The organism is Flavobacterium sp. RSP15, from assembly GCF_003968755.1.
GTDB lineage: Bacteria > Bacteroidota > Bacteroidia > Flavobacteriales > Flavobacteriaceae > Flavobacterium.
The window spans coordinates 343,671-369,216 of the sequence record NZ_RYDL01000002.1; the positions used below are offsets into that span (position 1 = coordinate 343,671).

The 25,546-nt window shown below is 35.6% G+C and carries 25 protein-coding genes; 9 read left to right on the forward strand and 16 right to left on the reverse strand.

What is annotated here, in order from left to right; translation table 11 throughout:
• Nucleotides 1-21 precede the first annotated feature (21 nt).
• A complete protein-coding gene (gene trpS, locus EKM00_RS03925; RefSeq protein ID WP_126515305.1) occupies nt 22-996 on the reverse strand; it encodes a tryptophan--tRNA ligase in 975 nt (324 codons plus the stop codon).
• A gap of 260 nt (nt 997-1,256) precedes the next feature.
• Between trpS and EKM00_RS03930 the strand changes: the two genes are divergently transcribed.
• A complete protein-coding gene (locus EKM00_RS03930; RefSeq protein ID WP_126515306.1) occupies nt 1,257-2,000 on the forward strand; it encodes a lysophospholipid acyltransferase family protein in 744 nt (247 codons plus the stop codon).
• Between the two features lie 297 nt (nt 2,001-2,297).
• Here the strand turns inward: EKM00_RS03930 and EKM00_RS03935 are convergent, their stop codons facing one another.
• The 5 genes from EKM00_RS03935 to EKM00_RS03955 all read right to left on the reverse strand — a co-directional run bounded on the left by EKM00_RS03935 (nt 2,298) and on the right by EKM00_RS03955 (nt 6,162).
• Entirely contained in the window at nt 2,298-2,714 is a 417-nt protein-coding gene (locus EKM00_RS03935) for a membrane lipoprotein lipid attachment site-containing protein (protein ID WP_126452286.1), read from the reverse strand.
• Nucleotides 2,715-2,857: 143 nt separating this feature from the next.
• Complete coding sequence (gene recA / locus EKM00_RS03940) at nt 2,858-3,865, reverse strand: recombinase RecA (protein ID WP_126452335.1); 1,008 nt, start codon at nt 3,863-3,865, stop codon at nt 2,858-2,860.
• 202 nt (nt 3,866-4,067) lie between these two features.
• Nucleotides 4,068-4,577: an acyl-CoA thioesterase gene (locus EKM00_RS03945; RefSeq protein WP_126452284.1), complete on the reverse strand. Its 510-nt coding sequence runs from the start codon at nt 4,575-4,577 to the stop codon at nt 4,068-4,070.
• Nucleotides 4,578-4,625: 48 nt separating this feature from the next.
• Nucleotides 4,626-5,009: a DoxX family membrane protein gene (locus EKM00_RS03950; RefSeq protein WP_126452282.1), complete on the reverse strand. Its 384-nt coding sequence runs from the start codon at nt 5,007-5,009 to the stop codon at nt 4,626-4,628.
• Between the two features lie 4 nt (nt 5,010-5,013).
• On the reverse strand, nt 5,014-6,162 hold the full coding sequence (locus EKM00_RS03955; RefSeq protein WP_126515307.1) for a DNA polymerase III subunit: 1,149 nt from the start codon (nt 6,160-6,162) through the stop codon (nt 5,014-5,016).
• Nucleotides 6,163-6,444: 282 nt separating this feature from the next.
• Here EKM00_RS03955 and EKM00_RS03960 point away from each other — a divergent pair, with 282 nt between their 5' ends.
• From EKM00_RS03960 to EKM00_RS03975, 4 genes are all read left to right on the forward strand, one after another.
• On the forward strand, nt 6,445-7,632 hold the full coding sequence (locus EKM00_RS03960) for a phosphoglycerate kinase (RefSeq protein WP_126515308.1): 1,188 nt from the start codon (nt 6,445-6,447) through the stop codon (nt 7,630-7,632).
• A gap of 294 nt (nt 7,633-7,926) precedes the next feature.
• Complete coding sequence (locus EKM00_RS03965) at nt 7,927-9,948, forward strand: LysM peptidoglycan-binding domain-containing protein (protein WP_126515309.1); 2,022 nt, start codon at nt 7,927-7,929, stop codon at nt 9,946-9,948.
• Between the two features lie 48 nt (nt 9,949-9,996).
• A complete protein-coding gene (locus EKM00_RS03970) occupies nt 9,997-10,977 on the forward strand; it encodes a DUF4837 family protein (RefSeq protein ID WP_126452276.1) in 981 nt (326 codons plus the stop codon).
• A 47-nt stretch (nt 10,978-11,024) separates the two neighbouring features.
• Nucleotides 11,025-11,480, forward strand: a complete 456-nt coding sequence (locus tag EKM00_RS03975; protein ID WP_126515310.1) for a GNAT family N-acetyltransferase — start codon at nt 11,025-11,027, stop codon at nt 11,478-11,480.
• On the opposite strand, the gene EKM00_RS03980 is transcribed toward EKM00_RS03975, so the two are convergent.
• The 3 genes from EKM00_RS03980 to rnpA form a co-directional block, all read right to left on the reverse strand.
• Complete coding sequence (locus EKM00_RS03980; RefSeq protein ID WP_126452272.1) at nt 11,469-12,275, reverse strand: OmpA family protein; 807 nt, start codon at nt 12,273-12,275, stop codon at nt 11,469-11,471. The two genes, EKM00_RS03975 and EKM00_RS03980, sit on opposite strands and share 12 nt — an antisense overlap.
• On the reverse strand, nt 12,272-13,903 hold the full coding sequence (locus tag EKM00_RS03985) for a S41 family peptidase (protein WP_126515311.1): 1,632 nt from the start codon (nt 13,901-13,903) through the stop codon (nt 12,272-12,274). Before EKM00_RS03985 ends, EKM00_RS03980 begins: the two co-directional genes overlap by 4 nt.
• A 108-nt stretch (nt 13,904-14,011) precedes the next feature.
• Nucleotides 14,012-14,446: a ribonuclease P protein component gene (gene rnpA, locus EKM00_RS03990; RefSeq protein WP_126457734.1), complete on the reverse strand. Its 435-nt coding sequence runs from the start codon at nt 14,444-14,446 to the stop codon at nt 14,012-14,014.
• Nucleotides 14,447-14,573: 127 nt separating this feature from the next.
• Here rnpA and EKM00_RS03995 point away from each other — a divergent pair, with 127 nt between their 5' ends.
• From EKM00_RS03995 to EKM00_RS04005, 3 genes are all read left to right on the forward strand, one after another.
• Complete coding sequence (locus tag EKM00_RS03995) at nt 14,574-15,308, forward strand: lysophospholipid acyltransferase family protein (protein WP_126452266.1); 735 nt, start codon at nt 14,574-14,576, stop codon at nt 15,306-15,308.
• Nucleotides 15,309-15,319: 11 nt separating this feature from the next.
• On the forward strand, nt 15,320-16,309 hold the full coding sequence (locus EKM00_RS04000) for an acyl-ACP desaturase (RefSeq protein ID WP_126515312.1): 990 nt from the start codon (nt 15,320-15,322) through the stop codon (nt 16,307-16,309).
• Between the two features lie 91 nt (nt 16,310-16,400).
• Nucleotides 16,401-17,054, forward strand: coding sequence for an HD domain-containing protein (locus EKM00_RS04005; protein WP_126515313.1), 654 nt, complete (start codon nt 16,401-16,403; stop codon nt 17,052-17,054).
• Between the two features lie 219 nt (nt 17,055-17,273).
• Here the strand turns inward: EKM00_RS04005 and EKM00_RS04010 are convergent, their stop codons facing one another.
• From EKM00_RS04010 to EKM00_RS04040, 7 genes are all read right to left on the reverse strand, one after another.
• Nucleotides 17,274-17,678, reverse strand: a complete 405-nt coding sequence (locus EKM00_RS04010) for a hypothetical protein (protein ID WP_126515314.1) — start codon at nt 17,676-17,678, stop codon at nt 17,274-17,276.
• A 146-nt stretch (nt 17,679-17,824) separates the two neighbouring features.
• Nucleotides 17,825-18,607, reverse strand: coding sequence for an enoyl-CoA hydratase/isomerase family protein (locus EKM00_RS04015; protein WP_126457729.1), 783 nt, complete (start codon nt 18,605-18,607; stop codon nt 17,825-17,827).
• Between the two features lie 10 nt (nt 18,608-18,617).
• Nucleotides 18,618-20,090: a PAS domain-containing sensor histidine kinase gene (locus EKM00_RS04020; protein ID WP_370274107.1), complete on the reverse strand. Its 1,473-nt coding sequence runs from the start codon at nt 20,088-20,090 to the stop codon at nt 18,618-18,620.
• 2 nt (nt 20,091-20,092) lie between these two features.
• A complete protein-coding gene (locus EKM00_RS04025) occupies nt 20,093-20,647 on the reverse strand; it encodes a CopD family protein (protein WP_126515315.1) in 555 nt (184 codons plus the stop codon).
• A complete protein-coding gene (locus EKM00_RS04030) occupies nt 20,634-21,989 on the reverse strand; it encodes an MATE family efflux transporter (protein WP_126515316.1) in 1,356 nt (451 codons plus the stop codon). The genes EKM00_RS04025 and EKM00_RS04030 overlap by 14 nt, the downstream gene beginning before the upstream one ends.
• Entirely contained in the window at nt 21,990-23,045 is a 1,056-nt protein-coding gene (gene hemH / locus EKM00_RS04035) for a ferrochelatase (protein ID WP_126515317.1), read from the reverse strand.
• 99 nt (nt 23,046-23,144) lie between these two features.
• A complete protein-coding gene (locus EKM00_RS04040) occupies nt 23,145-24,020 on the reverse strand; it encodes a helix-turn-helix domain-containing protein (protein WP_126457725.1) in 876 nt (291 codons plus the stop codon).
• Nucleotides 24,021-24,248: 228 nt separating this feature from the next.
• On the opposite strand from EKM00_RS04040, the gene hemA reads away from it, so the two are divergent.
• Nucleotides 24,249-25,505: a glutamyl-tRNA reductase gene (hemA, locus tag EKM00_RS04045; RefSeq protein WP_126452248.1), complete on the forward strand. Its 1,257-nt coding sequence runs from the start codon at nt 24,249-24,251 to the stop codon at nt 25,503-25,505.
• The last annotated feature ends 41 nt before the right edge of the window (nt 25,506-25,546 follow it).

A 25,546-nucleotide genomic window follows, 5' to 3' on the forward strand; every position in this document is an offset into this window, starting at 1 on the left:
TATGTTTTAAAAATGGATTGTTTAAACCTCAAATCCTAATTTCTCTCTCACTTTTGCCAAAACCTCATTAGCAACAACTCCTGCTTTTTCGGCTCCTTTCTTAAGTAAAGCATCTACTTCAGGAAGGTTATTCATATAGTAATTGTATTTTTCTCTTTCGGTTTTGAAAGTTTCTATAATCAACTCAAACAACGCTTGTTTGGCGTGACCGTAACCGTAATTTCCATTTAAGTAATTGGCAGTCATAGTGGCTATTTGTTCTTCATTTGCCAATAATTTATAAATGGCAAATGCATTACAAGTTTCTGGATTTTTAGGATCTTCCAGCGGCGTGCTGTCGGTTTCAATGCTCATAACTTGTTTGCGTAAGGACTTATCATCCAAGAATATATTGATAATATTATTAGCTGATTTACTCATTTTTCCGCCGTTAGTTCCGGGAATCAGCATGCTGTCTTCCTGAATTTTTGCTACGGGAAGTACAAAAGTCTCTCCCATTTGGTGGTTGAAACGGGACGCTACATCACGCGTGATTTCAACGTGCTGCAATTGGTCTTTTCCTACGGGTACAAACTCGGCGTCGTATAATAAAATATCTGCCGCCATCAGCATTGGATACGAAAATAAACCAGCGTTGACATCTTCCAGTCTATCCGCTTTATCTTTGAAAGAATGCGCTAATGTCAAGCGTTGAAAAGGAAAAAAACAGCTTAAATACCAGGATAATTCTGCTGTTTGTGGCACATCTGATTGTCTGTAGAAAACGACTTTATCTACATTCAAACCACAGGCAAGCCAAGCAGCAGCAGTACTGTAAGTATTTGTTCTTAAAGTTTCGCCGTTTTTTATTTGCGTGATTGAATGTAAATCAGCAATGAAAAGAAACGATTCGTTTTCCGGTTTATTTGATAGTGCTATTGCGGGAATGATTGCACCAAGTAAGTTTCCTAAATGCGGAGTTCCGGTACTTTGAACGCCTGTAAGTATTTTTGCCATTATGATTTTTAACTATTACCGCAAAGTTCGCAAAGTTTTTTATTTTTTACCGCAAATTTGCAAATTATAAAAATCAAGTTACTTTAAATCGTGTTAGTAATTTCTTTTAACCATATCAGACATTTAAGTCAATAAAACCTTGATGGTTAAACGAAGATATTATAATTGAGCAGTAAATTAGAACTTATAATACTTATATGTTGAAAAACGCAAGAATATTTTTTGAGTATCATAACATCCGATTTCTTACTTTTGAACTTATGAGAGCATTAAAAATTATTTTCTGGGCGCTATGGCGTATATGGTTTTATATTTTGATGACCATTCCTATATTGGTGATGTTTCCTTTTCTGGTGCTGTCTATTTTGACTGAAAACGGGTATCCTTATTTTTTTAAGATGGCTCGTATTTGGGCAAAATTCATTCTTTTTGGCATGGGTTTTCATTATAAAATAGATAGAACACAAGCAATGGAGTACCAAAAAAGTTACATGATTGTTGCGAATCATACCTCCATGGCTGATATTATGCTGATGCTTGTCCTGACAAGAAATCCGTTTGTTTTTGTAGGTAAAAAAGAACTTTCAAAAATTCCGTTGTTTGGCTTTTTCTATAAAAGAACCTGTATTTTGGTGGATAGAAATTCTTCAAAAAGTAAAATGGAAGTCTTTAATCGCGCTCAAAAAAGAATTAATCAAGGACTGAGTATCTGTATTTTTCCAGAAGGTGGCGTTCCATGTGATGAATCAGTCTTGCTGGACACTTTCAAAGATGGTGCTTTCCGATTGGCAATTGAGCATCAAATACCCATTGTTCCCATTACTTTTGGAGACAATAAAAAAAGATTTCCATATGCTTTTTGGGGAGGAAGTCCAGGATTTATGCGGGTAAAAATACATTCTCATGTGGAAACTTTGGGAAAAACAGGGGCAGACAGGAAACAAATTCGAGAAGAAGTACGCGAAATCATTTACGAACAATTAGTTGCTTTCGACTCTAAATAAATTTTAAAAACTGTAACTGATCCTGGAATACAACTCAATAAATAGCGGTTTAAAGTCTCTAGAGTTGTTTGAAAAAGTATTTATTTGATACTTTACCATAGGTTCAAAATTAATCTGAAATGATTTTACAATTCGGTATTTAAAGCCGGTACTCACATTAGTGCTAAAATGGATTTGCTTCAAATCTGTAAATTTTCTTCGGCATCCGGATAACTACTCGAATGTATCAAGTAAACTCCTAATAGCTTTTTACAGTCAATAATTTATTGGTCTAACCGCAACAATTTTATTCAAGAATTAATTCATAACGACTGGAACTTCTACTTCTTCAAAGATATTTTCTCCATTAGCATCCTCTCCTTTATAAAATTTAAAAATATAAGAACCGGTATTGGTTACATAAAAATTAAAAGAAACCTCTGATGGTGAAGGTATTTGTTGCGTACAAACTTGACTAGTATTCACTGCCGTTTGAATGCCTATGGTTCTTACATTCAAATTTTTGTCATAATAAATCCCTTGAAATAAATGACATTCGGTTGGTCTTGTATATTTTAATTTTATCTCATAGGTATTTCCCAATATGAATTTTTCGGGTAATGTATAGCTATCTATAGGCAGCACTTCAAAGCTATAAGAATCTTGATTATCATTATCAATGGAACATCCGGTTAAGGTTGTAATGAACAGAATAAAAAGCACAATTTTTTTCATTTCTTAATTTTTTAAATTTATACAATTCAGTTTCTTAATTGAATTCTAAGCTGTTTTGCAAAAGATCAAAATTTCAACAAAAGGTTGCGTGTAAAAATAAAAAAATCCGTCTCGTTTTTTAGGTACGAGACGGGTTTTACTTTTTATGCTTCTGCCAATTCTTTTATTCTGGCTTTAATCTTTTCTTCTAATTCATCCGCTAATTCCGGATTGTCTTTAATCAAAGACTTAACAGCATCCCGACCTTGTCCTAATTTAGTTTCACCGTAACTGAACCAAGATCCTGCTTTTTTGATGATTTCAAACTCAACAGCAAGATCAAGAATCTCTCCTGTTTTTGAAATTCCTTCCCCATACATGATGTCAAATTCCGCGATTTTAAATGGCGGAGCGACTTTGTTTTTCACCACTTTTACTTTGGTTCTGTTCCCAAGGACGTTATCTCCATCTTTAATTTGAGTAGAACGACGAATATCCAAACGAATCGAAGCATAAAACTTCAATGCATTTCCTCCCGTTGTAGTTTCTGGATTTCCAAACATCACACCAATTTTCTCTCTTAATTGATTAATAAAGAAAACTGTACAATTTGTTTTACTGATGGTTCCTGTTAATTTACGCAATGCTTGAGACATTAAACGGGCGTGTAATCCCATTTTAGAATCTCCCATTTCGCCTTCAATTTCACTTTTTGGAGTCAAAGCTGCAACCGAGTCAATGACAACAATGTCAATTGCTCCGGAACGAATCAAGTTCTCCGCAATTTCTAACGCTTGTTCTCCATTATCAGGTTGTGATATGATTAAGTTTTCAATATCTACGCCTAATTTCTCCGCATAGTTTCTGTCGAAAGCATGTTCTGCATCAATAAAAGCTGCAATTCCACCTGCTTTTTGAGCTTCAGCAATAGCATGAAGCGTCAATGTGGTTTTTCCAGAAGATTCCGGACCGTATATTTCAATAATTCTACCTCTTGGATAGCCTCCAACTCCTAATGCCAAATCGATTCCTAAAGACCCGGAAGAAATAGTTTCTACTTCTTCAATGGCTTTGTCGCCCATTTTCATTACTGTCCCTTTTCCGTAGGTTTTGTCTAATTTGTCAAGCGTAAGTTGTAGCGCTTTTAATTTAGATTCTTTCTCTGAACTCATCTTTTCTTTTACCTTTTCTTTCATCTATTTGTATTGGTTTATAACGGTAAGAAACTGACAGGATGATTACTTATCCCATAATTTCATTTGTATATTGAATATATGTTTTGTAAAAATACTTCTTTTTTGATTTAAAATTTTCTCTTTCAAGAATATTTTAAATCTATTTATCAATTAAAAATAGTCAGTTGTATTTTGCTTCTTACACGAACAACGCTTTTAATTCGGTTGCATCATGGGGGTTCATTTTTCCGGCTAAAACTAAACTCAGCTGTTTGCGTCGCAATGCAGCTTCAAAACGTTGTTTTTCTATTTCGGTTTCCGGAACAATTTGGGGTACTTCAACGGGTCTTCCCGTATCGTCTACTGCTACAAAAGTGTAGATCGCTTCATTTGCTTTGGTTTTATTACCGGATTCTCTGTCTTCAACCCAAATGTCAATGAATATTTCCATTGAACTTTTGAAAGCTCTGGAAACTTTAGCTTCAACAGTAACGACACTTCCCAACGGAATGGCTCTGTTGAACGCAACATGATTTACGGATGCTGTAACTACAATTCTTCGGGAATGTCTGCGTGCCGCTATACTTGCTGCGCGATCCATACGGGCTAATAATTCGCCACCAAAAAGATTGTTCAAAGGATTGGTCTCGCTTGGTAAAACCAAATCAGTTAATATCGTCAGGGATTCTGAAGGGTGTTTTGGTGTCATTTTTTTATTTAAAAAGGAATTATTGTTCAAAATAATAAGTTGTAAAGTCTAGTTTAACCAATAAACGGCCAATATTGCAGGGATAAAATAAATAACAATTGTTCTGGCTCCATCATAATCTTTGGCCAATCGCTGTCCGAAAAGCAACATCAACAACGTGATACAAGAGAAAACGGCTCCGTAAAAACCAAAAATCCTTCCGTTATTCACGAACAGTTCCACACAGCCGACTACACATAAAATACCGGAAATTAATTCTAAAATCAAGATATTTAGTAATGCTAAAGGTACATGGTTTTTTAATGGTGTTTTAGCGAAATGACCTTTTAACCATTCGACATTATCTTTCCAATAAAACAATTTGTCGTATCCGGACTGTAGGAAAGTGATGGCCAGGAAAATTAAAATCAAAATAGAAGTAATATTGTTCATTTTTTTATTTTTTGTGAATTAAACGAGTAAGTTTTATTGATAAATCGGTTAAAATAATTTTAGCGTTTCCGTTGCGTTCAATGTGATACATCGCCTCTGAAAGTTCTTTAAAAATATCATTTATGTTGTTGCCATTTACAAAAGGTGCAAAATTCTCCAGTTTGAATTTTTCCACTTGTGGTTCCATGTAGACTAAACTTGGCGTTTGGTAATTGAGCAACAAGGCCTGACGAAACATATCAATACAAAAATGTAAAAACTTTTTTTGGGTTTCTCTTCCCAAACCAGCAATTTGCTCGCTCCACTGGATCAAATCCTGAATGGCAGCGGCGTTTCCTTTTGCTCTAAAAGCCGCACGAACCCAATCGACAAACCATTTTTCAAAAAAAACAGATTCGCTGTCCGGTTGTATTAATTGCAATGCTTTATTGAAATTTCCTTGTGCCTGATGCGCTATTTTTAAAGCTATTTTAGAATCCGTATTTTCTTTTGAAACCAAGGCCTCCGCAATGACAGTTTCACTCAAACCATTAAAATGTAGTACTTGGCAACGGGAACGAATCGTTTGAATAATATCTTCTTCATTTTCTGAAATCAGGATAAAAACCGTTCTGTCTGTAGGTTCTTCCAATAATTTCAGTAATTTATTAGAAGCAGCGATATTCAATTTATCAGCCATCCAAATAATCATTATTTTGTATCCGCCTTCATAAGATTTTAAAGCCAGCGATTTCAAGATTTCCTGCGCATCATCGACCCTAATTTCTCCTTGCTTGTTTTTAACACCTAGCATTTGGTACCAATCAAACAAACTTCCGTACGGATTTTGTTCTATAAACTGTCGCCATTCCGTTATGAAATCAATGCTTTTGGGTTTTGCTTTTACTTCTTCAGTACTGACAGTCGGGTAAATAAAATGCAAATCAGGATGGGAAGTTTTCTGAAATTTCAGGTTGCACGCTTCATTTGAACCGGAATTCTCTCCGTTTTGATTGCTGCAAATGATGTATTGTGCATACGCAATCGCCATGGGTAAAGTACCACTGCCTTCCGGACCTACGAACAGTTGTGCGTGGGGAACTCTGCCCAAATCAGCACTTTTTGTCAAATGACTTTTGATGTGTTCTTGTCCTAAAATTTCTGAAAATTGCATGAAGCAAAGATAGCAGAAAATGGTGTAGTCTAAAATTTTAGCAGGCAAAGTTTCAGCAGAAGCTAGTTTATAGAAGTGTAAATTTATGTTTTATTTTTAAAATTTAACAGGCCTTTATCTAAAATAATATCTAGATAAATTAATAAATAAAAGCATTATTTATTAATTTACATCGATTTCGTTGCTAAAAATTGATTTTATATGATTTTCCCTAATTTATTAATAATTTAAAAGTTCTATATTTGTTACTCTTTCAAAAAAAATAAACTAAAAAACAGACTGATGAAAACCATAAGTGATTTCAATTTTGCAAATAAAAAAGCCATAATTCGGGTTGATTTTAATGTGCCTTTGGACGAAAAGTTCAATGTAACGGATGCCACGCGTATTGAAGCTGCAAAACCTACTATTGACGCGATTCTTGCGCAAGGCGGAAGCGTGATTTTGATGTCGCATTTAGGCCGGCCAAAAGGAGTGGAAGAAAAATACTCTTTAAAACACATTTTGAAAACAACTGCTGAAATTCTTGGAGTTTCGGTTCAGTTCGCTTCAAACTGTATTGGTTCAGAGGCGAAAGCTGCAGCTGAAAAATTGCAGGCTGGAGAAGTTTTATTGTTAGAAAATTTACGTTTTCACAGCCAAGAAGAAGCGGGTGATGTTGCTTTTGCAAAAGAACTGGCGTCACTTGGTGATATTTTTGTAAACGACGCTTTTGGTACAGCGCATAGAGCGCACGCATCGACTACAATCATTGCGCAGTTTTTTCCTAGCGAAAAATGTTTTGGATTATTATTGGCCAAAGAAATAGAAAGCTTGAACAAAGTTTTAAAAAACAGCGAAAAACCAGTAACAGCAGTCCTTGGTGGATCAAAAGTATCTTCTAAAATTACCGTAATCGAGAATATTCTTGATAAAGTAGACCACATGATTATTGGTGGCGGAATGACTTTTACTTTTGCGAAAGCATTAGGCGGTAAAATTGGCGATTCGATTTGTGAAGATGACAAACAAGAATTGGCTTTGGAAATCTTGAGATTAGCTAAAGAAAAAGGAGTTCAAATCCACATTCCAGTTGATGTCGTAGCGGCAAATGCTTTTTCAAATGATGCTCAAACCCAGATTGTGGATGTCAAAGCAATTCCTGACGGGTGGCAAGGATTGGATGCTGGACCAAAATCATTGGAAAACTTCAAAAAAGTAATCATGGATTCTAAAACGATTCTTTGGAACGGTCCATTGGGTGTTTTTGAAATGGAAAATTTTGCTAACGGAACAATTACATTGGGTAACTTTATTGCAGAATCTACTGCAAACGGGGCATTCTCTCTTGTAGGTGGAGGGGATTCAGTGGCAGCTGTAAAACAATTTGGGCTGGAGGATAAAGTGAGTTACGTTTCTACAGGCGGAGGAGCAATGCTGGAGATGCTCGAAGGCAGAGTATTACCCGGAATTGCAGCTATTTTAGACTAATAAATACAGTAAAAATAAAAGCCGTTTTGATATTTAAATAGAATTCAAATCCAGCAGCTATTTTATCACATGAGTAAAAACCTCAGCGACACCTTATGTATCACTGAGGTTTTTTTTAAGTTTCACAATTGGATCTTTAAAGCAATTTTACCCACAAACAAGTATAAATTCAGCACTAAGGACCTAAAAATTATATTTTTAACAATATTTAAAGGAAATTTTAGTTTTAACCTACTAAGTTTGTAAAAATAAGACTTCTAATCATTTGAAATATAGGTCTTTGATCTTTAAAATATGACTATAAAAAATACCACATTATCGCTTTTTCTGTTGTTATCAATTCATTTGTTTTCGCAGGAAGCAACTGAAAATAAAGCGATTGAAAAAATTGACACCAAATTATCCTATTTAGATTCTATTAAAAATTCCTTTGTTGAATATGATCTGGCATCTTGTGTAGACAGTTTGTGGATGAACGAAATGACCAACTTAGATTTATATAATAATCTTACAGAAGACATCGAAAACATAAATATAGATGAAAAAGTAGATTATGAGTTACCAACAGCACTGCTGAAAGAAAGACTGGCGGCAATGAATGCAAAATCGCCGTTTAATATTGAGTACAATCAAGGTTTGGAAAATATTATTAAATCATTTTTAAAATACCGCAAAAAATCTTTTGAACGATTAATGGCCACTTCGGAATATTATTTCCCCATGTTTGAGGAGGCTTTGGCCAAACAAAATGTTCCTTTGGAGATAAAATATTTAGCCGTTGTGGAATCTGCTTTAAATCCAAAAGCAGTTTCAAAAATGGGAGCAACTGGACTGTGGCAATTTATGTATCAAACCGGAAAACAGTATGGGTTGAAAATTGATTCGTATGTGGATGAACGCAGCGATCCCTTAAAGGCTTCCGAGGCAGCAGCGCAATATATGACCAATATGTACAAAATATTTGGAGATTGGGATTTGGTTTTGGCCTCTTATAATTCTGGTCCGGGAAATGTTTCCAAAGCGATCAGACGTTCCGGTGGTCAGCAAAATTATTGGAATATCAGGAAAAATCTTCCCAGAGAAACCCAAGGATATGTACCTGCTTTCTTAGCAACCATGTATCTTTATGAATACCATAAGGAACACGGAATCGTGCCCCAGCGGGCTACCATAAAGCATTTTACTACGGATACTATCCTGATCAAGAAGCAAATTACATTCAAGCAAATATCAGATTTACTTGATGTTCCTGTGGTTCAATTGCAGGTTTTAAATCCCTCTTACAAGCTTGATATAATTCCTTTTTATCATGATCAAAATCATTATTTGAGATTGCCCCAAGAAAAAATTGCTGTTTTTGCCTCTAATGAAAGTCCGATTTATGCCTATACAGAATACGAATCCGGCAAACGAGAGAAGCCCTATTTTGCTACAAAAACAACAACCAAAAAAGAACGCGAAGATACTGGTAGTCAAAGAATAGCGCAATCCCATACAACCCAGTATTACAAAGTGAAAAAAGGAGATAATCTGGGAGCTATTGCCAGTAAATACGATGTTAGTATTGCTGATTTAAGACAATGGAATGCGCTAAGCAGCAATGTTATCGTGTATGGTAAAAACCTAAAAATTAGCAGCAACGAAGGGACTGTTTCTGATGAAGTAAAAAAGAATTCAGATCCAATACAAGCCCTTTCGGAGAAGCAAATTGCCGCGTCATTAGAGGCAAACGCAGCTGTAGCATCTACTGAAAGCAAGGCGTATTACATAGTTCAAAAAGGAGATAATTTAAATACCATTGCCAAAAAAAACAAGGTTACTGTCGCTGAAATTCAACAATGGAACAACCTTTCGGACGCTAATGTGCTATTAGGAACATCATTAAATATGGGCAGTAGCAATGCTGCGCTTACAAATGATTTGACAGTTACTCCGGTTGTAAAGAATATTGAATACGAAGTCCAAAAAGGAGACAATTTAGAGCGTATTGCTAAGAAATTTGGCACCTCTGCGTCTACTCTGAAACAATGGAATAAAATTTCCGGACAGACCATCGTTTTAGGAAGTTCTTTGATTGTTGCCAAAGGGGAGCCTGTAATAAATACAAATAGACCAACGATAAGTTATTTTAAGAAAAAAACAAATGGTTCTGGGTTATCCCAAAAAGAAACCGTTGATTACTACGTAAAAAAAGGAGATTCGTTGTATAGTATTTCAAAAAAATACCCAGGCGTAACTATTTCTGATCTGAAAAAATGGAACGGTATTCGCGGAGAAGAACTCAAACCAGGAATGAAACTTAAAATTAACGGATAATAGAATTATCTTATCTAAATTTGGGTTTTATTTTATAATTGAAATACAATGAATAAAGCCCTTCTTTTATTGCTTTTTACTGCCATTTTTCTGGGTTCTTGTAACGAAAAAAAAGATCCCCAACCACGCGCTACAACAGGAAAAATTAATACTATTTCAGTTATCATAGACGACCAGTTGTGGAATGGTGAGATTGGCGACAGCATTCGAAATAAATTTGCCTCCGCCGTTATAGGATTACCTGAGGAAGAACCGCTTTTTACGATAAATCAGTATCCTACTAAAATTTTAGAAGGATTTATGACGGATAGCCGTACGATTATCGTAGTCAAAAAAGAGGAGCAAAATAAATTTGAAATTAAAAAAAATCAATACGCATCTCCCCAAAATGTGTTTCATATTTCTGGAAAAACAAGCGCAGATATTCTAGAAATAATAGAGCGAAATTCGCCAAAAATAATTGAAATTATTAAGGAAACTGAAATTTCCGAAAACCAACGCATTATAAAACAGTCTATTCTTAATCCAAAAATCATCAAGAATAAATTTCAAATTTCGATTAATATTCCTTCTTCATATCAATACGTTCTGCACAAACCACATTTTATATGGTTAAAAAACGAAATTATCAGCGGTAACACGAGTTTGTTGATTTATCAAGTTCCCATAAATGCTCTCACTAAAAAGGATACAGATCTGATTACGAATATTATTAAAATGAGGGATTCTATTGGCAATCTCTACATTAGCGGAAAAGAGAATAACACTGCAATGATTACCGGAGAAAGCTATTCACCTTATTTTTTTAAGATCAGCCTGGACGGAAAGGAAACGTATGAAACAAAAGGAACATGGGAATTGAAAAATGATTTTATGTCAGGCCCTTTTATCAATTATGCTATTTTGGATACAGAACACAACAGGATTTTAGTTTTGGAAGGTTTTTGTTATGCGCCCTCCAAAGAAAAAAGAGATTTAATGCATGAGTTAGCAGCCATCATAAAATCAGTTGAGGTTTTGAAAAAATAGTTTTATTTTCTTTTATTTGCAGTCTAATAAAAACTAAAAAAAATAAAATGTTAAAATGGAGTATAAAGTCGTTTAAGGACCTTTCTGTGGATGAGTTATACGATCTGCTGAGATTGAGAAGCGAGATTTTCGTGGTGGAGCAAAACTGTGTATATCTTGATCTTGACGGAAAGGATAAAGTGGCTTTGCATCTTATTGGAGAATTTGAAGGTAAAATTGTAGCGCATTCCAGACTTTTCAAACCAGGAATCAGTTTTGACAATGCCTCAATTGGCCGAGTAACAGTTGATTCAAATTACCGCGACAAAAAATGGGGGCACGATCTAATGCGGGAATCTATTGCAGGAATAGCGCATCATTTTGGCGAGAGCCACATCACTATTGGAGCACAATTGTACCTAAAGAAATTCTATGAGAGCCATGGTTTTGAGCAAACCAGTGAAATGTATCTAGAAGACGATATTCCGCATATTGAGATGAAAAGAGAGGAACTAAATTTTTAGAATCAGAAATTCAACTCTGCGGTCTAATGCTTCTCCTTTGCCTAACGGAAATTTGTTTCCTCTTCCTATGTAATGCATCCTAAGGCTGTTTACGCCTTTATTTATCAAGTATTTATAAACGTTTTTTGCACGGTTCAAGGAAAGCTTGCGTTCTCGGGTTCTCTTATCTATGGCGTCCCGGTAATAGCTGGGTGTGCAACAAACGTGGCCTCGGATTTCGAATTCCAACGTTTTTTGTTGCTGCAAAAGAATCACAATCTTATCTAATTCTTTCTTAGATTTCTCCGTTAATATGCTGCTACCAAGCGGAAAAAGGAGGTTTTCCAGATAAATACGGTCGCCTACTTTATGCTTTTTCTGAAACGAATTGTAAATGCCGTTTCCAAAACTGTTTTTTTTGACAAGAAACAAGTCGACACGCCTATTTTTAGAACGGGTTTCCGATAGGTTTTCCAGCATATTTTTTTTCAGAATCACACGCCCTTTGCCTTCAATAATGACAATTTTGTTTTTACTGAAACCATTTTGGATCAGTATACTTTGTACCGTAATTACTCTGTTTTGTGATAATTCATAATTATAATCGTTAGCACCCCGATCGTCACAGTATCCATAAATTTGTATCGACTCTACTTTTGAAGTGTCTGTGTTTTTTATAAAATCAACTATCGTTTGTATTTGGTCGTTATAAAGTGTGAATTTGTCAAATTCAAAATAAACCGTTTCTATAGGTTGTCCCTGAGCCACTACGTAGCTCGAAAAAAGTAATAGTACTATGGAGAACGATTTTTTCATTTTAAGATAGACTGATACTCCATATTGGAATTCAAAATAGTAATGGCTCGTTTGATTTCGTAATTATTTTTGATGTAATACTGATACAGCCCTTCCTGATATTGATAGCGTTTAATGATTTCATCGACCATCAGGTTTTTGATTTCTTTTTGGTTTTTGTCCAATAAAGCATTTTCGCTTTTTTGAAGCGCAACACGTAATTGTTGGTATTCTACCAGAATAGATTCCTCTAGTTTTTCTTTTTTGGCCATAGCCAAAGTGTTTTTTAAGGCCAATTCCGTTTCCGTGTCAAAGGAGAATTTCTGTACTTTTAGGAACTGTTTGAACTCTAGATACTCCACATCAGAAATAACAGGAACACGATTTCCTAAATTTGGATTTTTATAATAATACGTCGTGGCATAGTTAAAAATCCCGTCGTTGCGAAGCAAAGCATTTGCTATTGGACTTAATTTAGTTTCTTCCAGTTCTACATCCGGCTGAATTCCTCCGCCGTCATAAACGGTTCTGCCTTTTCTGGTTTTAAAGACATTGTAGTTTTTCTCTTCTGTTTTTAGAACCATTCCGTTTTTGTCTTTTCGTGAATAATCTAAAGCTTGAATGCATCTTCCGGATGGCGTGTAATAACGGGAAATGGTTACTTTTAGTTGCGTTCCATACGTTAAATCTACCGGTCTTTGCACGAGTCCTTTCCCAAAACTGCGACTACCCACCACTATAGCGCGATCTAAATCCTGAAGTGCCCCAGCCACGATTTCGGATGCTGAGGCGCTGCGACCGTTAACAAGAATTATCAAAGGAATGACAGTATCTACAGGATCTTTGGTTGTTTTGTATGTGCTGTTGTGTTGCTCTATTTTTGATTTTGTAGTAACAATAATCTCGTTTTTTGGAACAAATAAATTACAAATATTCACAGCTTCATTCAAGAGTCCGCCAGGATTGTCTCGGACATCCAGTATAATGCGTTCGGCACCTTCTTTTTTGAGTTGTTCTAAGGCTTCTTTGGTTTCCAGGTATGCTTTTTTATTAAAATGCGATAATACGATATAGCCGGTCTTGTCGTCTATTTTTGCAAAAAAGGGCACCGATTTGATTTCGACTTCGTCCAGGATAATCTGGGTACTTTGTACTTTTCCTTGTCGGATGTATTTGATGTCTATTTTGGTGTTTTTGGTACCTTTGAAAAGCTGAGAGGCCTCGTCCTTAAAATCAGACAAAAGGACATCGCCCACTTGAATAATTTCGTCACCGGCTTTCAGGCCAGCTTTGTCGGCGGGAAAATTTTTATAGGGCTCTTTAACGATCAATTTATCTTCTTTTCGAGTCAGTAAAGCGCCTATTCCGGTATATTCTCCAGTGTTGTTTATCTTGAATCGCACTACATCCTGCTCGTTGAAATATACGGTGTATGGGTCTAAATTAACCAGCATTCCTTTGATGGCCTTGTCCATTAATTCCCCAGGATTCGTTTCATCGACATAATTTCGATTTAATTCCTTGAAAAGGGTCGTGAATATCTCGATTTGCTTGGCGATTTCAAAAAAATCATCTTTGAAGCTGGTTCCAATAAACAGAAATGCCGAAGCGACAACGGGAATTAAAATTTTTTTTTTGAAGAAGCTCATGGGTTTAATTAACTAAATTTAAGACCACTAAAATAACAATAAATCACGAAATAATTATGCAGGACTGAATCTAAAGGCGATTTTGTTTAATTGGGATAGGTTAATTGTTTATATTTCAGAAATAGAATCGCTTTCGGATACTGGTTTTTTAATATTTTGAGCAACAAATTTCTCAAACAATTGAATGGTTTTGGTATTAATTTCGGCGTACGTCAATCTGTCTTTAGTTTGATAAAAAAACATAAAGGAATAGGGTTGGTCCAGATGGTCAATCAAAAGGTGTTTGTTCAGCCGGTAGGTTTCGCGCAGGACGCGTTTGAAATAATTGCGGTCTACGGCTTTCTTGAAATTCTTTTTGGAAACCGAAACGCCCATTTTTATTTTTTCTCCCGTCCCAAAGTTTCGGGACTCGGGATCGCCAAAAGAGCTGGCTTTATACACCAATCGCAACGGATATTTTGATACTGATTTCCCTTCGGTAAACAATAATCCAATAGTGGTCTTGCTTTTTAGTTTTTCGTTTTTTGAGTAGGTAAAATTCATTTTAATAGAAAAAAGGACATGGATTTTGACTGGCAAAGTTACGATTAAAGGTTGAGTTCATATATTGTTTGGGATTTAAAATCGGGCTAAAAATATATTTCTTACTTTTACGGCAAATTTTTAAAGCATGAAAAAACTAATTTCGTATCCCATATCCGTAATCTATTATTTATGTTTTGGTCTTACCTTGGTTATTTTTCACCCAATTCAATGGGTTTGCTTTCATGTTTTTGGGTATCAAGCTCATAAAATAAGTGTCGATTATTTGAATTTTTTTCTGGTTTTGTGCACAAGACTGTTAGGAACATCGTATCAGTTTGATAATGTGGAAAGCATTCCAAAAAATGTTCCGTTAATTTTCGTTTCCAATCATCAAAGTATGTACGATATTATTGCTATGATTTGGTTTTTTCGCCGATTTCATTGTAAATTTGTCAGTAAGAAAGAATTGGGAAGCGGGATTCCCAGCGTGTCGTTTAATTTACGACATGGCGGTTCGGCTCTTATTGATCGTAGTGATCCCAAGCAAGCCATTCCTGCGATCAAAAATTTGTCTGAATATATTGAAAAACACAATCGTTCTGCAGTTATTTTTCCGGAAGGAACACGAAGCAAGACTGGCATGCCAAAGGAATTTGCGCAAAGTGGATTCAAAATTTTATGCAAATACGCGCCTTCGGCTTATATAGTTCCGATAAGCATAAACAATTCTTGGAAAATTGTTAAATATGGATTTTTCCCTTTAGGTATAGGAAATCACCTTACCTTTGTGGTACATACACCCTTAGAAGTGAAAAACTATGATTTTGCTGAATTGATGCATAAAACAGAAGCGGCAGTAGTTCAAGGAATAAAAATTTAATTTATATAATAATGTCAATAAAAAACATTCGATTAGAAGTAATGCAGTTTTTGGAAAAAAACGTAGATAGTTTTGTCGATCAGTATCTGATACCAGTAGAAAAAATATGGCAGCCAACGGATTTCTTGCCTAATTCTCAAAGTGATACTTTTTTTGATGAGGTCAAAGAATTGCGTGAAATTGCAAAAGAGTTACCCTATGATTTTTGGGTAACTTTAGTAGGTGACACCATTACTGAAGAAGCCCTACCGACCTACGAATCTTGGTTAATGGACGTAGATGGAATAGATAATGTAGAGCGAAACGGTTGGTCCAAGTGGATCCGACAATGGACTGGTGAGGAAAATCGTCACGGCGACATGCTCAACAAATATCTGTACTTGTCAGGTCGCGTGAATATGCGTGAAGTAGAAACGACTACTCAGCATCTCATCAACGATGGTTTTGACATAGGAACCGGAAGAGACCCTTATAAAAACTTTGTTTATACTAGTTTTCAAGAGTTGGCAACCTATGTTTCCCATAACCGAGTAGCGCAAATGGCTAAGAAATATGGGGATAACAAATTGTCTAAAATGTGCAAAATGATTGCGGGTGACGAGATGCGCCACCATCATGCTTACAGTGAATTTGTAACTCGTATTTTTCAGGTGGATCCTAGCGAAATGATGCTTGCTTTTCAATATATGATGAAAGCAAAAATCGTTATGCCAGCACATTTCTTGAGAGAATCCGGTGAAAAAATAAGTACTGCTTTCGAACAGTTTTCTGATTCGGCACAACGAATCGGGGTGTACACTGCAGCGGATTATGTAGACATTATGCAAAAATTAATTGACAAATGGGAAATTGATAAAATTACAGGCTTAACTGACGAAGCAGAAAAAGCCCGGGATTATTTGATGAAATTACCCGGAAGAATGGCACGAATTTCTGAGCGATTGGTCATTCCGAAAGAATCCCATATTTTCAAATGGGTAGAACCCGCTTTAGTACGATAGCTTTTTGAATGCAAAAATAAAGAATAAAAAAGTTGAATTTTGAAGTTACAGAACTTTGAAATTCAACTTTTTTTTTAAAAGTATATAAAGAATGATAAATGCAGATTTAATTCGAAAAACGATTCTTTTTGTAAAGGAAAAACTAAAAAATGCCGAAGGCGGACACGATTGGTTTCATATTGAAAGAGTGTTTAAAAATTCCGTTTTGATTGCTAGAAAAGAAGCTTGTGATCCCACGGTGGTTCAATTGGGTGCTTTGCTGCATGATATTGCCGATAGTAAGTTTCATGACGGTGACGAAACTGTAGGGCCAAAACTAGCGAGATCATTTTTAGAATCAGAAAATGTTGACGCAGATACCATTATACATGTGGTCAAGATCATTGAAAACATCTCATACAAAGGCGGTAATTTCGAAAAGAAATTCTCCTCCATAGAATTAGATGTGGTTCAGGATGCGGACCGATTAGATGCGATTGGCGCCATTGGAATTGCCAGAACATTCAATTATGGCGGATTTAAAAACAGAGCGATCTACGACCCTAAAATTGCTCCAAATTTCAACATGACCAAGGAAGAATACAAGAAGAACGATTCTCCAACGCTCAATCATTTTTACGAAAAATTATTGCTTTTGAAAGATAAGATGAATACCGAGACGGGAAAACAAATTGCACAAGAAAGACACCAGTATATGGAAGGATTTCTAGCGCAGTTTTATGCGGAATGGGAAGGGGAGAAGTAAGTAAACAGTGTTCAGTTTTTAGTATTCAGTTTGTTGACGTCCAAATACTGCAACTTTAATTAAAAAAGATCGATTTCAGTCTTGCTTTACACCCAAGCCATGAACTGATTACTAAATTCTGGTCCCTAACCACTATTTTTAAATTTCAGATATTTTTTGGATTGCTGGTTTTTTAAATCAAAAATCAGTCCCGATAGTTATCGGGATTAATCAAAAATCTTAAATCGAAATCCCTTTTGCTTTCATTTCCAAAATCACATCCGAAGCATTTTTAAAAGTGGGCGCTTGCTCAATAATAGTTCCTACTCTTTTTTTATTGAGTTTAAAAGTGATGTCGTTCTCCGTTGTAAACAGTAAGGCAGTTAAAAATGGATTGTTCATAAAAGGCGCTAATACCATAAAAGTTTCGTCAAGAGTATGAAAACTTTCTATTTCTTCGGTTTTATAACGCGCCGTAACGGAAAGGCTGAACACGTCACTTTCTGACAAAACGGGACGAACGTAGATATTTTTCAGTTCGGTGTCACCAATGGTTTTGGCAAGTGTTAGTTTGGCGTAAGTGCCATTTTGGATGCTTTCTTTTACATTTTCCCAGAAAAGTGCAAATACAGGTTGGAAGGACATTGGTTTAATTTTAGATGGTTATATTCCGAAAGAGGATTGCAAAATTAAGTCTTGTCAAGCAGATAATCTGTTTTTTGAGCAAAGATTATTTTAAAGGAACATCATTTATAAACTAAAAAGAGAACCAACGTGGTTCTCTTTTGTTATTATTTCCCCGTAAACACTGCTTTTCTTTTCTCTAAAAATGCAGCTGTTCCTTCTTTAAAATCTTCGGTTCCAAAACATTTTCCAAAAGCTTTTATTTCGGTTTCATAGCCATTTTTTCCTTCTTTAAAATTAGCATTGACGGCTTTTATGGCTTTGCCAATAGCATACGGAGAATTTTTTATTATTTTATGGGCTACACTCACACAGTAATCTAAAAGTTCAGCTTCAGGGACTACGTGATTCACCAGTCCCGTTCTGTAAGCATCTTGCGCTGTTACCATTCCTGCGGTCATAATCATTTCCATTGCGCGTCCTTTTCCTATCAATTGTGGCAAACGTTGCGTTCCTCCGTAACCCGGAATTACACCCAGCGAAACTTCAGGTAATCCCATTTTTGCATTTTCTGAAGCTACTCTGAAATGACACGCCATGGCTAATTCTAATCCGCCGCCCAATGCAAAACCATTAACGGCTGCGATTACGGGTTTTTTTAAATTTTCTATGAAATCAAATAATTTTTCTTGTCCTTCAGCGGCCAATTGCGTTCCTTCTTCAACTGAAAAAGCAGCAAATTCAGAGATATCCGCTCCCGCCACAAAAGCTTTTTCACCGCTTCCCGTTAAAATAATAACACGAATTTCATCATTTTTCCCTAATGTTTTGAAAGCTTTATTCAAATCAGAAATCGTGGCAACATTCAACGCATTTAGTTTTGTAGCACGATTAATGGTAATCGTTGCAATGTTATTTTCGGTTGCAATTAAAAGATTTTCGTAGTTCATAATTGTATTTTTAGGTGTTAATTATTGGAAGCGAAACCGTAAAAGTAGTTCCTTTTCCATATTCAGTTTCAAAGGTAATCGTTCCTTTATAATTTTCGATAATGTTTTTTATAATTCCAAGACCAAGACCCATTCCGCTACTTTTAGTGGTAAATTTTGGTTCGAATATACGGTCAATATCTTTGAGTTGAATCCCAATTCCATTATCGGTAACAGTAATTAATACGTTGTTTGCTGCTTTATGGATACGGAGAACTACTGATTTTTTTTCTTGTTGTTCCGGAATAGACTGAATAGCATTTTTAGCCAGGTTCGTGATAATCCGGATCAGTTGGGTACGGTCAATTTTCGAAATAATTTCAGGAGAATCGCTTTGAAATTCAATGTAGTCTTCATTGAAAATGTCCATCGCAAGTTCTACTACGGCAACAACATTCAAGGTTTCGTTTTGCTGTGCCGGCATTGATGCAAAATTTGAAAACGCAGAGGCAACGGCACTCATGGTGTCAATTTGTTGAATTAAAGTTTCGGAGTAATCGTTCATTTTTTGTTTTACATTGGCATCGTTTGGATCAAATTTTCGTTGAAAACTCTGTACTGTTAATCGCATTGGCGTAAGCGGATTTTTGATTTCATGGGCGACCTGTTTGGCCATTTCGCGCCACGCTTCTTCTCGTTCGCTTTGGGCCAGTTTAATGGCGCTTTTCTCCAGTTTGTCCACCATTCCGTTGTAGGCATTGATCAATAAGTTGATTTCCTTACTGTTTGCTTCCAGAACAATTTTTTCATTTTTTTGATTTAAACTCGTTCCACTTAACTTATCTGATATTGTTTTTAATGATTTTGTAATGTAAGAGGAAAGGAAATAAGCGACAGCAAAAGCAATAATAAGCATAAAAGCATACACCTGTCCCAGACGAATTAGGAAACTTTTTAATTCGTTTTCATAATATCCATCATCTTCTACATAAGGTAAGTTCAATATTCCCAGTGGTTTGAATTTATGATCTTTGATTTGGCTGAAAGCGGAACGGTTCTTTTTGCCATCTATAGTTTTAATATCAACGTATCTTTTTTCGATAGAAGAACGAACTAGTTTTAAAATGTATTTTGGAATAGGAGGCGCCACTATATCCACAGAAAAAGACTCTTTAGAAGACTTTAGTAATTTTCCGTCCAGACCATAGATGTTTATTTCCGCATTATGAATGTGGGCTAATTCATGGATTTTATCTTTAAAAATCAAACTTAAATTGGCAGAATTTAAAGGATATGTAGTGGTAGAGAGTACATAATTGATGTGCTCTTTTACAGAATTCTCATTGCGTTCTAAGCGTTCTTGGTGGTATTCTTTGGCTTCGTTTTTAAATTGAATGATGGATATAGAAGCTAATAAAACAGACGCTATTAATATCAACACAATCATCGAAAGGAAGATTCTGATTCGTAACGAGAGCATTGCTATTTTGAAGCTTTTGAACATAATTAAGATTGATTTCTTTCTCTTATTTTTTTATAAAATTTAAAGCCAAGCATAATTAAGACACCAAAGAGAAAGATTCCAATTACACCATAAATCCAGTTGAAAGCATTTTTTAAAATAACTAAAAAAACGACTGCAAAAAGGATTATCGTTGCGCCTTCGTTCCATAAGCGCATGAAATTCGTGGAGTATTTCACATCGTCATTTTGCAATTGCTTGAATATTTGCTGGCATTTTGCATGGTATAAATACAACACAAATACGAAGCCAAGTTTTACATGCATCCAAGGCATTTGCAACCACGCCTTTCCTAAATCTGTAAAAAACAACATCCAAAAAGCAAAAATACTCGCTAAAACCGCGGACGGCCATGTGATAATATACCACAATCGATAGGTCATTATTTTGTATTGTTTTTGAAGAATTTCTTTCTCTGGCGAGAGTTTATCTGCCGCTTCAATTTGGTACACGAACAAGCGTACAATATAAAACAATCCTGCAAACCATGTAATTACAAAGATGAGGTGCAGAGATTTAAGGTAATTATAGTATTCCATCGTTAGTTTGAATCAGTTTTGTATTCATTTCTTTTTTTAGAAAATAGCCAGTTAGTATTGTTGATAAGATATCTGCAATTGGGAATGCAAACCACACTCCAAAAATACCTAAAAAATTTGGTAGAATGAGCACTAAAGGAATCAGGAAAAATCCTTGTTTACTTAACGTCAAAAGCAGTGCTTTTTTTGCCTTTCCTGCAGCTTGAAAATAAGCCGCACCAATGAGCTGTACAGCAATAATTGGCGAAGCCGCAAAAACCCAACGCAACGCTTCCGGAGTTTGGTCAATCACGAGTGGGTCTGTAGTAAAAATAGCAACGATAGGCTTTGCAAAGATTAGAATAACCACAAAAATTAGCGAGGCGAGAAATGCGGCATATTTTATGGATAGTTGCACACTTTCTTTCACTCTTTCATAATTTCCTGCACCGTAATTGAAACCGGCAATTGGCAGAAATCCTTGCGTAATTCCCAGGATAGGAAACAAGGAAAACATCAGCATTCGACTGATAATTCCATAAATAGCAACAGAATGTTCGCCGCCATACGTATATAAAGTATGATTCAGGATGATGGCTAAAATGCTCACAACTCCTTGTCTTGAAAAAGTCACAAAACTCAACTCAGCGATTTCTTTGACAATGGGCATTTTAAATTTAAAATGCTTCATTTTCAGTTGAAGTTCACTTTTGAAAACAAAAAACCAAAGTACAAACAAGAAACAGGTAAAATAGGATATGGCAGTAGCCAAAGCAGCGCCAAACATACCTAAATCTAAGTATTTGATAAAAATAATATCCAATGCAATATTGACAAATGCAGGAATAATCATGGAGACCATCGCAAACTTGGCCTTGCCTTCGGCGCGAATCACGTTGTTTCCCATCATGCAAAGTGCCAAAAACGGAACGCTTATAATTATGGGAATAAAAAATTCTTTTGCGGGTTCCATTATGGCTCCTTTCGCGCCAAAAAGCATTAGCATTTCGTCACTAAAAAAAAGACCAAATACCACAAAAACAGAAGCCAATAAAAAAGTCATCATGATTTGGTTGCCAAATGTTTGAAGTGCTTTTTCCTTGTGACTGGCTCCCAATGCTCTGGAAAGTACAGATCCTCCGCCCACACCAATCGTCATTCCCAGAGAAGAAATCAAAAAGGTGATGGGCAGAACTACGGTTACCGCAGCAATGGCCAAAGAACCAATCCATTGTCCAACAAATATGGTATCAATCAAGATATTAACCGACATGAATAAAATCCCAATAGAAGACGGAACTGCCTGTTTTATCAAGAGTTTTTTAATGTCTTGTGTTCCTAGTTCATCGGCGGTAACAGTCATTTAAGAGTTAATTTTTTCGGAGTCAAGTTTAAGTGATGATGAAGCATTGGACCAGTTTGAAATCCAATTACTTACGGTTTTACACCAGTCGTCACCATCATTTAAACAAGGAATTGCTTTAAAATTTTCTCCTCCGTGAGCCTTAAATTCATGATTGGCTTCCATGGCAATTTCTTCCAAAGTTTCCAAGCAATCCGATACAAAAGCAGGCGTTACAACAGCCAGGTTTTTGATTCCTTTCTCGGGCATTTTGTTTACTTCAACGTCTGTATATGGTGTCAACCATTTGTCTCCGGCTAAGCGCGATTGAAAAGTCTGGCTGTATTTTCCTTCTGGAATTCCCAGCAATTTTACAACTTGTTTGGTCGTTTCATAACATTGATGGCGGTAACAAAACTCATGTGCCGGCGACGGGGTGTTGCAGCATGAACCGTCAATTTTACAATGTGATTTTGTGATATCCGTTTTGCGAATATGACGCTCCGGAATTCCATGGTAGGAGAATAATAAATGATCATAGTCAAAACCTTCTAGATGACCTTTAATGGAATCAGCCAAGTTTTTGAGATAATCTGGTTTGTTGTAAAACGCAGGAACTATCGTGAATTTCATACCCGGAAAATACTTTTTACGGTACTCTTCGGCCAGTTCTATTATTGTGGTGGTAGATGCCATTGCATGTTGCGGGTACAAAGGAAAAAACAACACCTCGGTCACGCCTTTATCATGTAACTCTTGTAAGCCGGACAATAAGGATGGATTTCCGTAACGCATTGCTAGGGAAACGGGTACATCAACTAATTTTTGTACTTTTTCGTGCATTCTTTTGGAAATAACCACAAGTGGAGACCCTTCGTCCCACCATATTTTTGCGTAAGCGGCAGCAGATTTTTTAGGTCTTGTTTGCAAAATTATACCACGAACTAATAATGCTCGTAACAAAAACGGAACGTCAATTACGTATTTGTCCATTAAAAATTCATCTAAATACGATTTTACATCCTTTGGAGTTGGACTTTCCGGAGAACCTAAATTAACTAATAATACACCTTTCATGTTATCTTTTTTTGTTGGTACAAAAGTAAATAAACTTACTTTTTTATAAATTGCGATTAACTATTTTTTATTTATTGTTTAATATATGAAATCAATTGTTTATGACATATTTGGATTGATCGACATCAAGTATTTTTTGGGCGTAGTGGCAAATTTTTTCTTAAATGCCGCTATGAAATGGCTTCCGGTGCTGTAGCCAATTTTCAATCCTACTTCGTTTACATTATAGGAGCCGCTATCGAGTAATTTTCGAGCAAAATCCATTTTGTAGTCAAACAGAAAACCATAAACGGTATCGCCATAAATTTGTTTGAAACCCATTTTTAGTTTCTTTAGATTCAGCCCTATTTCATCCGCCAATTCCTGTAATCCGGGTGGTTCAGCCATATTGGCTATGATGATTTCTTTGGCTTTTTTAATTTTCATGACATTGTCCTCATCAATTAGAAACGGACATTGTTCTGCGTTTGGATCTTCAGTTCTATTGAAATACAAACTCAATAATTCGTATCCTTTGCCTTTGTAATACAAGTTTTTTATGGAGGGATGCAAGTTATAATGAAACAATTGCGATAAAACAATCGCCATCGAGGGACTGATATTACCTTCGTTATAATATTTTTTGTCCTTATTATCTGCGCTTAAAAAAGTAATATAATCGGCTTCGGTCGAAAATAAAGCATGGAATTTTTTGATAGAAATAATCACAGAGATTACCCAAGAATTAGGTGCTAACTCCAGATTTAAAGGCAGTTCTTTTTGTGGGTTGTACAGCAACAATGATTTTTCCTCTTTCAGTTCCAAAGCATAATTGCCTTGGTTGAAAATGAATTTCGCTTTTCCTTTGATTCCAAAATGAAACTGAATCAAACCGCTGCCCACTTCCCGTTGCGCATTAAAAGAATCGTTGCTGTCATTCTGAAAGCGAATGAGTGTGAAATCATCCTCAATTTTTATAATTTCCTGAGAACCCATAGCGATATTTTTTTTAAATGAAAATGATATTCATCAAGTTATTTTATTTAGAACCACTTTAAATAAAGGAATTCAAACAACTTGAATTCATTACAAAAGTAGCCTTTTTTGCAGTATTCTGACCATTTGGAATTAAAAAATCACTGAGCGATACAAAAAGAACTTCTAGCGTTACTTTTATAAATACTATAGTGATAATTTTGCCTCACTTTTAGGAAAAGTGCAAATATGGAAAACAATAACACATCAAAGCATCATTATTTTTACTCCGTAGGATTAAGCTATAAAAAAGCAGATGCTGAGATTAGAGGAAAGTTTAGTTTAGATGCCGCAGCAAAAACGCGGGTTTTGGAACAAGCTAAGAATGAAGGAATAGAGAGTTTAATAGTTACTTCTACCTGCAACCGTACAGAGATTTACGGTTATGCGGAACATCCGTTTCAATTGATCAAATTAATCTGCGAGAACAGTCAAGGCTCAGTTGAAGCTTTTCAAAAAGTGGGTTTTGTCTATAAAAATCAAGAAGCCGTCAGCCACATGTTTCGTGTGGGAACGGGTTTAGACAGTCAGATTCTGGGTGATTTTGAAATTATTGCCCAAATAAGAAACTCATTTTCACAATCAAAATCATTGGGCTTAGCCAATGCTTTTATGGAACGATTGGTGAATGCGGTGATTCAAGCCAGTAAAAAAATAAAAACCGATACCGAAATTAGTTCTGGAGCTACTTCGGTTTCTTTTGCTGCGGTTCGTTATATTATTAACAATGTGCAAGACATTGGGAACAAAAATATTCTATTGTTTGGTACTGGAAAAATTGGTAGAAATACGTGTGAAAATTTAGTAAAACATACTAAAAACGAACACATTACACTTATCAATAGAACCAAAGAAAAAGCAGAGAAACTAGCCGGAAAACTGAATCTAATTGTGAAAGATTATTCGGAACTGCATTTGGAACTACAAAAAGCAGATGTTGTTGTGGTAGCTACCGGCGCACAGAATCCTACTATTGACAAAGCGATTCTGAATTTGAAAAAACCAATATTGATTTTGGATCTATCAATTCCTAAAAATGTAAATGAAAATGTCGAGGAATTAGAAGGTGTTACGCTGATTCACATGGATTATTTGTCACAATTAACAGATGAAACTTTAGAAAATAGAAAAAAACACATTCCCGCTGCTGAAGCCATCATTGAAGAAATCAAAGAAGAATTTACTACGTGGACCAAAGGCAGAAAATTTGCCCCTACTATCAATGCTTTGAAAGCAAAATTGAATGCGATAAAAACATCCGAATTGGATTTTCAAAGCAAGAAAATTTCAAATTTCAACGAAGAACAAGCAGAGATTATCAGCAACAGAATTATCCAAAAAATAACTACACATTTTGCCAACCATTTGAAAGATGATGATACGATGGTGGATGAAAGCATCGATTGGATTGAGAAAGTTTTCAAAATAGGAGCGACTACAAAATAAAATTTACACCATTAAGGAATTAAATTTCATTAAAATAAACC

What these genes read in the sequence shown, in the direction of transcription:
- EKM00_RS04020 (WP_370274107.1), bottom strand. Translation starts at nt 20,090, where the DNA reads ATGTTCAAAAGCTTCAAAATAGCAATGCTCTCGTTACGAATCAGAATC.
- EKM00_RS03955 (WP_126515307.1), bottom strand. Translation starts at nt 6,162, where the DNA reads ATGCAATTTTCAGAAATTTTAGGACAAGAACACATCAAAAGTCATTTG.
- EKM00_RS03950 (WP_126452282.1), bottom strand. Translation starts at nt 5,009, where the DNA reads ATGAACAATATTACTTCTATTTTGATTTTAATTTTCCTGGCCATCACT.
- EKM00_RS04010 (WP_126515314.1), bottom strand. Translation starts at nt 17,678, where the DNA reads ATGTCCTTCCAACCTGTATTTGCACTTTTCTGGGAAAATGTAAAAGAA.
- rnpA (WP_126457734.1), bottom strand. Translation starts at nt 14,446, where the DNA reads ATGAATTTTACCTACTCAAAAAACGAAAAACTAAAAAGCAAGACCACT.
- EKM00_RS04025 (WP_126515315.1), bottom strand. Translation starts at nt 20,647, where the DNA reads ATGGAATACTATAATTACCTTAAATCTCTGCACCTCATCTTTGTAATT.
- EKM00_RS04015 (WP_126457729.1), bottom strand. Translation starts at nt 18,607, where the DNA reads ATGAACTACGAAAATCTTTTAATTGCAACCGAAAATAACATTGCAACG.
- EKM00_RS03960 (WP_126515308.1), top strand. Translation starts at nt 6,445, where the DNA reads ATGAAAACCATAAGTGATTTCAATTTTGCAAATAAAAAAGCCATAATT.
- EKM00_RS03975 (WP_126515310.1), top strand. Translation starts at nt 11,025, where the DNA reads ATGTTAAAATGGAGTATAAAGTCGTTTAAGGACCTTTCTGTGGATGAG.
- trpS (WP_126515305.1), bottom strand. Translation starts at nt 996, where the DNA reads ATGGCAAAAATACTTACAGGCGTTCAAAGTACCGGAACTCCGCATTTA.
- EKM00_RS03995 (WP_126452266.1), top strand. Translation starts at nt 14,574, where the DNA reads ATGAAAAAACTAATTTCGTATCCCATATCCGTAATCTATTATTTATGT.
- EKM00_RS03965 (WP_126515309.1), top strand. Translation starts at nt 7,927, where the DNA reads ATGACTATAAAAAATACCACATTATCGCTTTTTCTGTTGTTATCAATT.
- EKM00_RS03980 (WP_126452272.1), bottom strand. Translation starts at nt 12,275, where the DNA reads ATGAAAAAATCGTTCTCCATAGTACTATTACTTTTTTCGAGCTACGTA.
- EKM00_RS03930 (WP_126515306.1), top strand. Translation starts at nt 1,257, where the DNA reads ATGAGAGCATTAAAAATTATTTTCTGGGCGCTATGGCGTATATGGTTT.
- EKM00_RS04030 (WP_126515316.1), bottom strand. Translation starts at nt 21,989, where the DNA reads ATGACTGTTACCGCCGATGAACTAGGAACACAAGACATTAAAAAACTC.
- EKM00_RS03985 (WP_126515311.1), bottom strand. Translation starts at nt 13,903, where the DNA reads ATGAGCTTCTTCAAAAAAAAAATTTTAATTCCCGTTGTCGCTTCGGCA.
- hemH (WP_126515317.1), bottom strand. Translation starts at nt 23,045, where the DNA reads ATGAAAGGTGTATTATTAGTTAATTTAGGTTCTCCGGAAAGTCCAACT.
- EKM00_RS04005 (WP_126515313.1), top strand. Translation starts at nt 16,401, where the DNA reads ATGATAAATGCAGATTTAATTCGAAAAACGATTCTTTTTGTAAAGGAA.
- EKM00_RS03945 (WP_126452284.1), bottom strand. Translation starts at nt 4,577, where the DNA reads ATGACACCAAAACACCCTTCAGAATCCCTGACGATATTAACTGATTTG.
- recA (WP_126452335.1), bottom strand. Translation starts at nt 3,865, where the DNA reads ATGAGTTCAGAGAAAGAATCTAAATTAAAAGCGCTACAACTTACGCTT.
- EKM00_RS03970 (WP_126452276.1), top strand. Translation starts at nt 9,997, where the DNA reads ATGAATAAAGCCCTTCTTTTATTGCTTTTTACTGCCATTTTTCTGGGT.
- EKM00_RS04040 (WP_126457725.1), bottom strand. Translation starts at nt 24,020, where the DNA reads ATGGGTTCTCAGGAAATTATAAAAATTGAGGATGATTTCACACTCATT.
- hemA (WP_126452248.1), top strand. Translation starts at nt 24,249, where the DNA reads ATGGAAAACAATAACACATCAAAGCATCATTATTTTTACTCCGTAGGA.
- EKM00_RS03935 (WP_126452286.1), bottom strand. Translation starts at nt 2,714, where the DNA reads ATGAAAAAAATTGTGCTTTTTATTCTGTTCATTACAACCTTAACCGGA.
- EKM00_RS04000 (WP_126515312.1), top strand. Translation starts at nt 15,320, where the DNA reads ATGTCAATAAAAAACATTCGATTAGAAGTAATGCAGTTTTTGGAAAAA.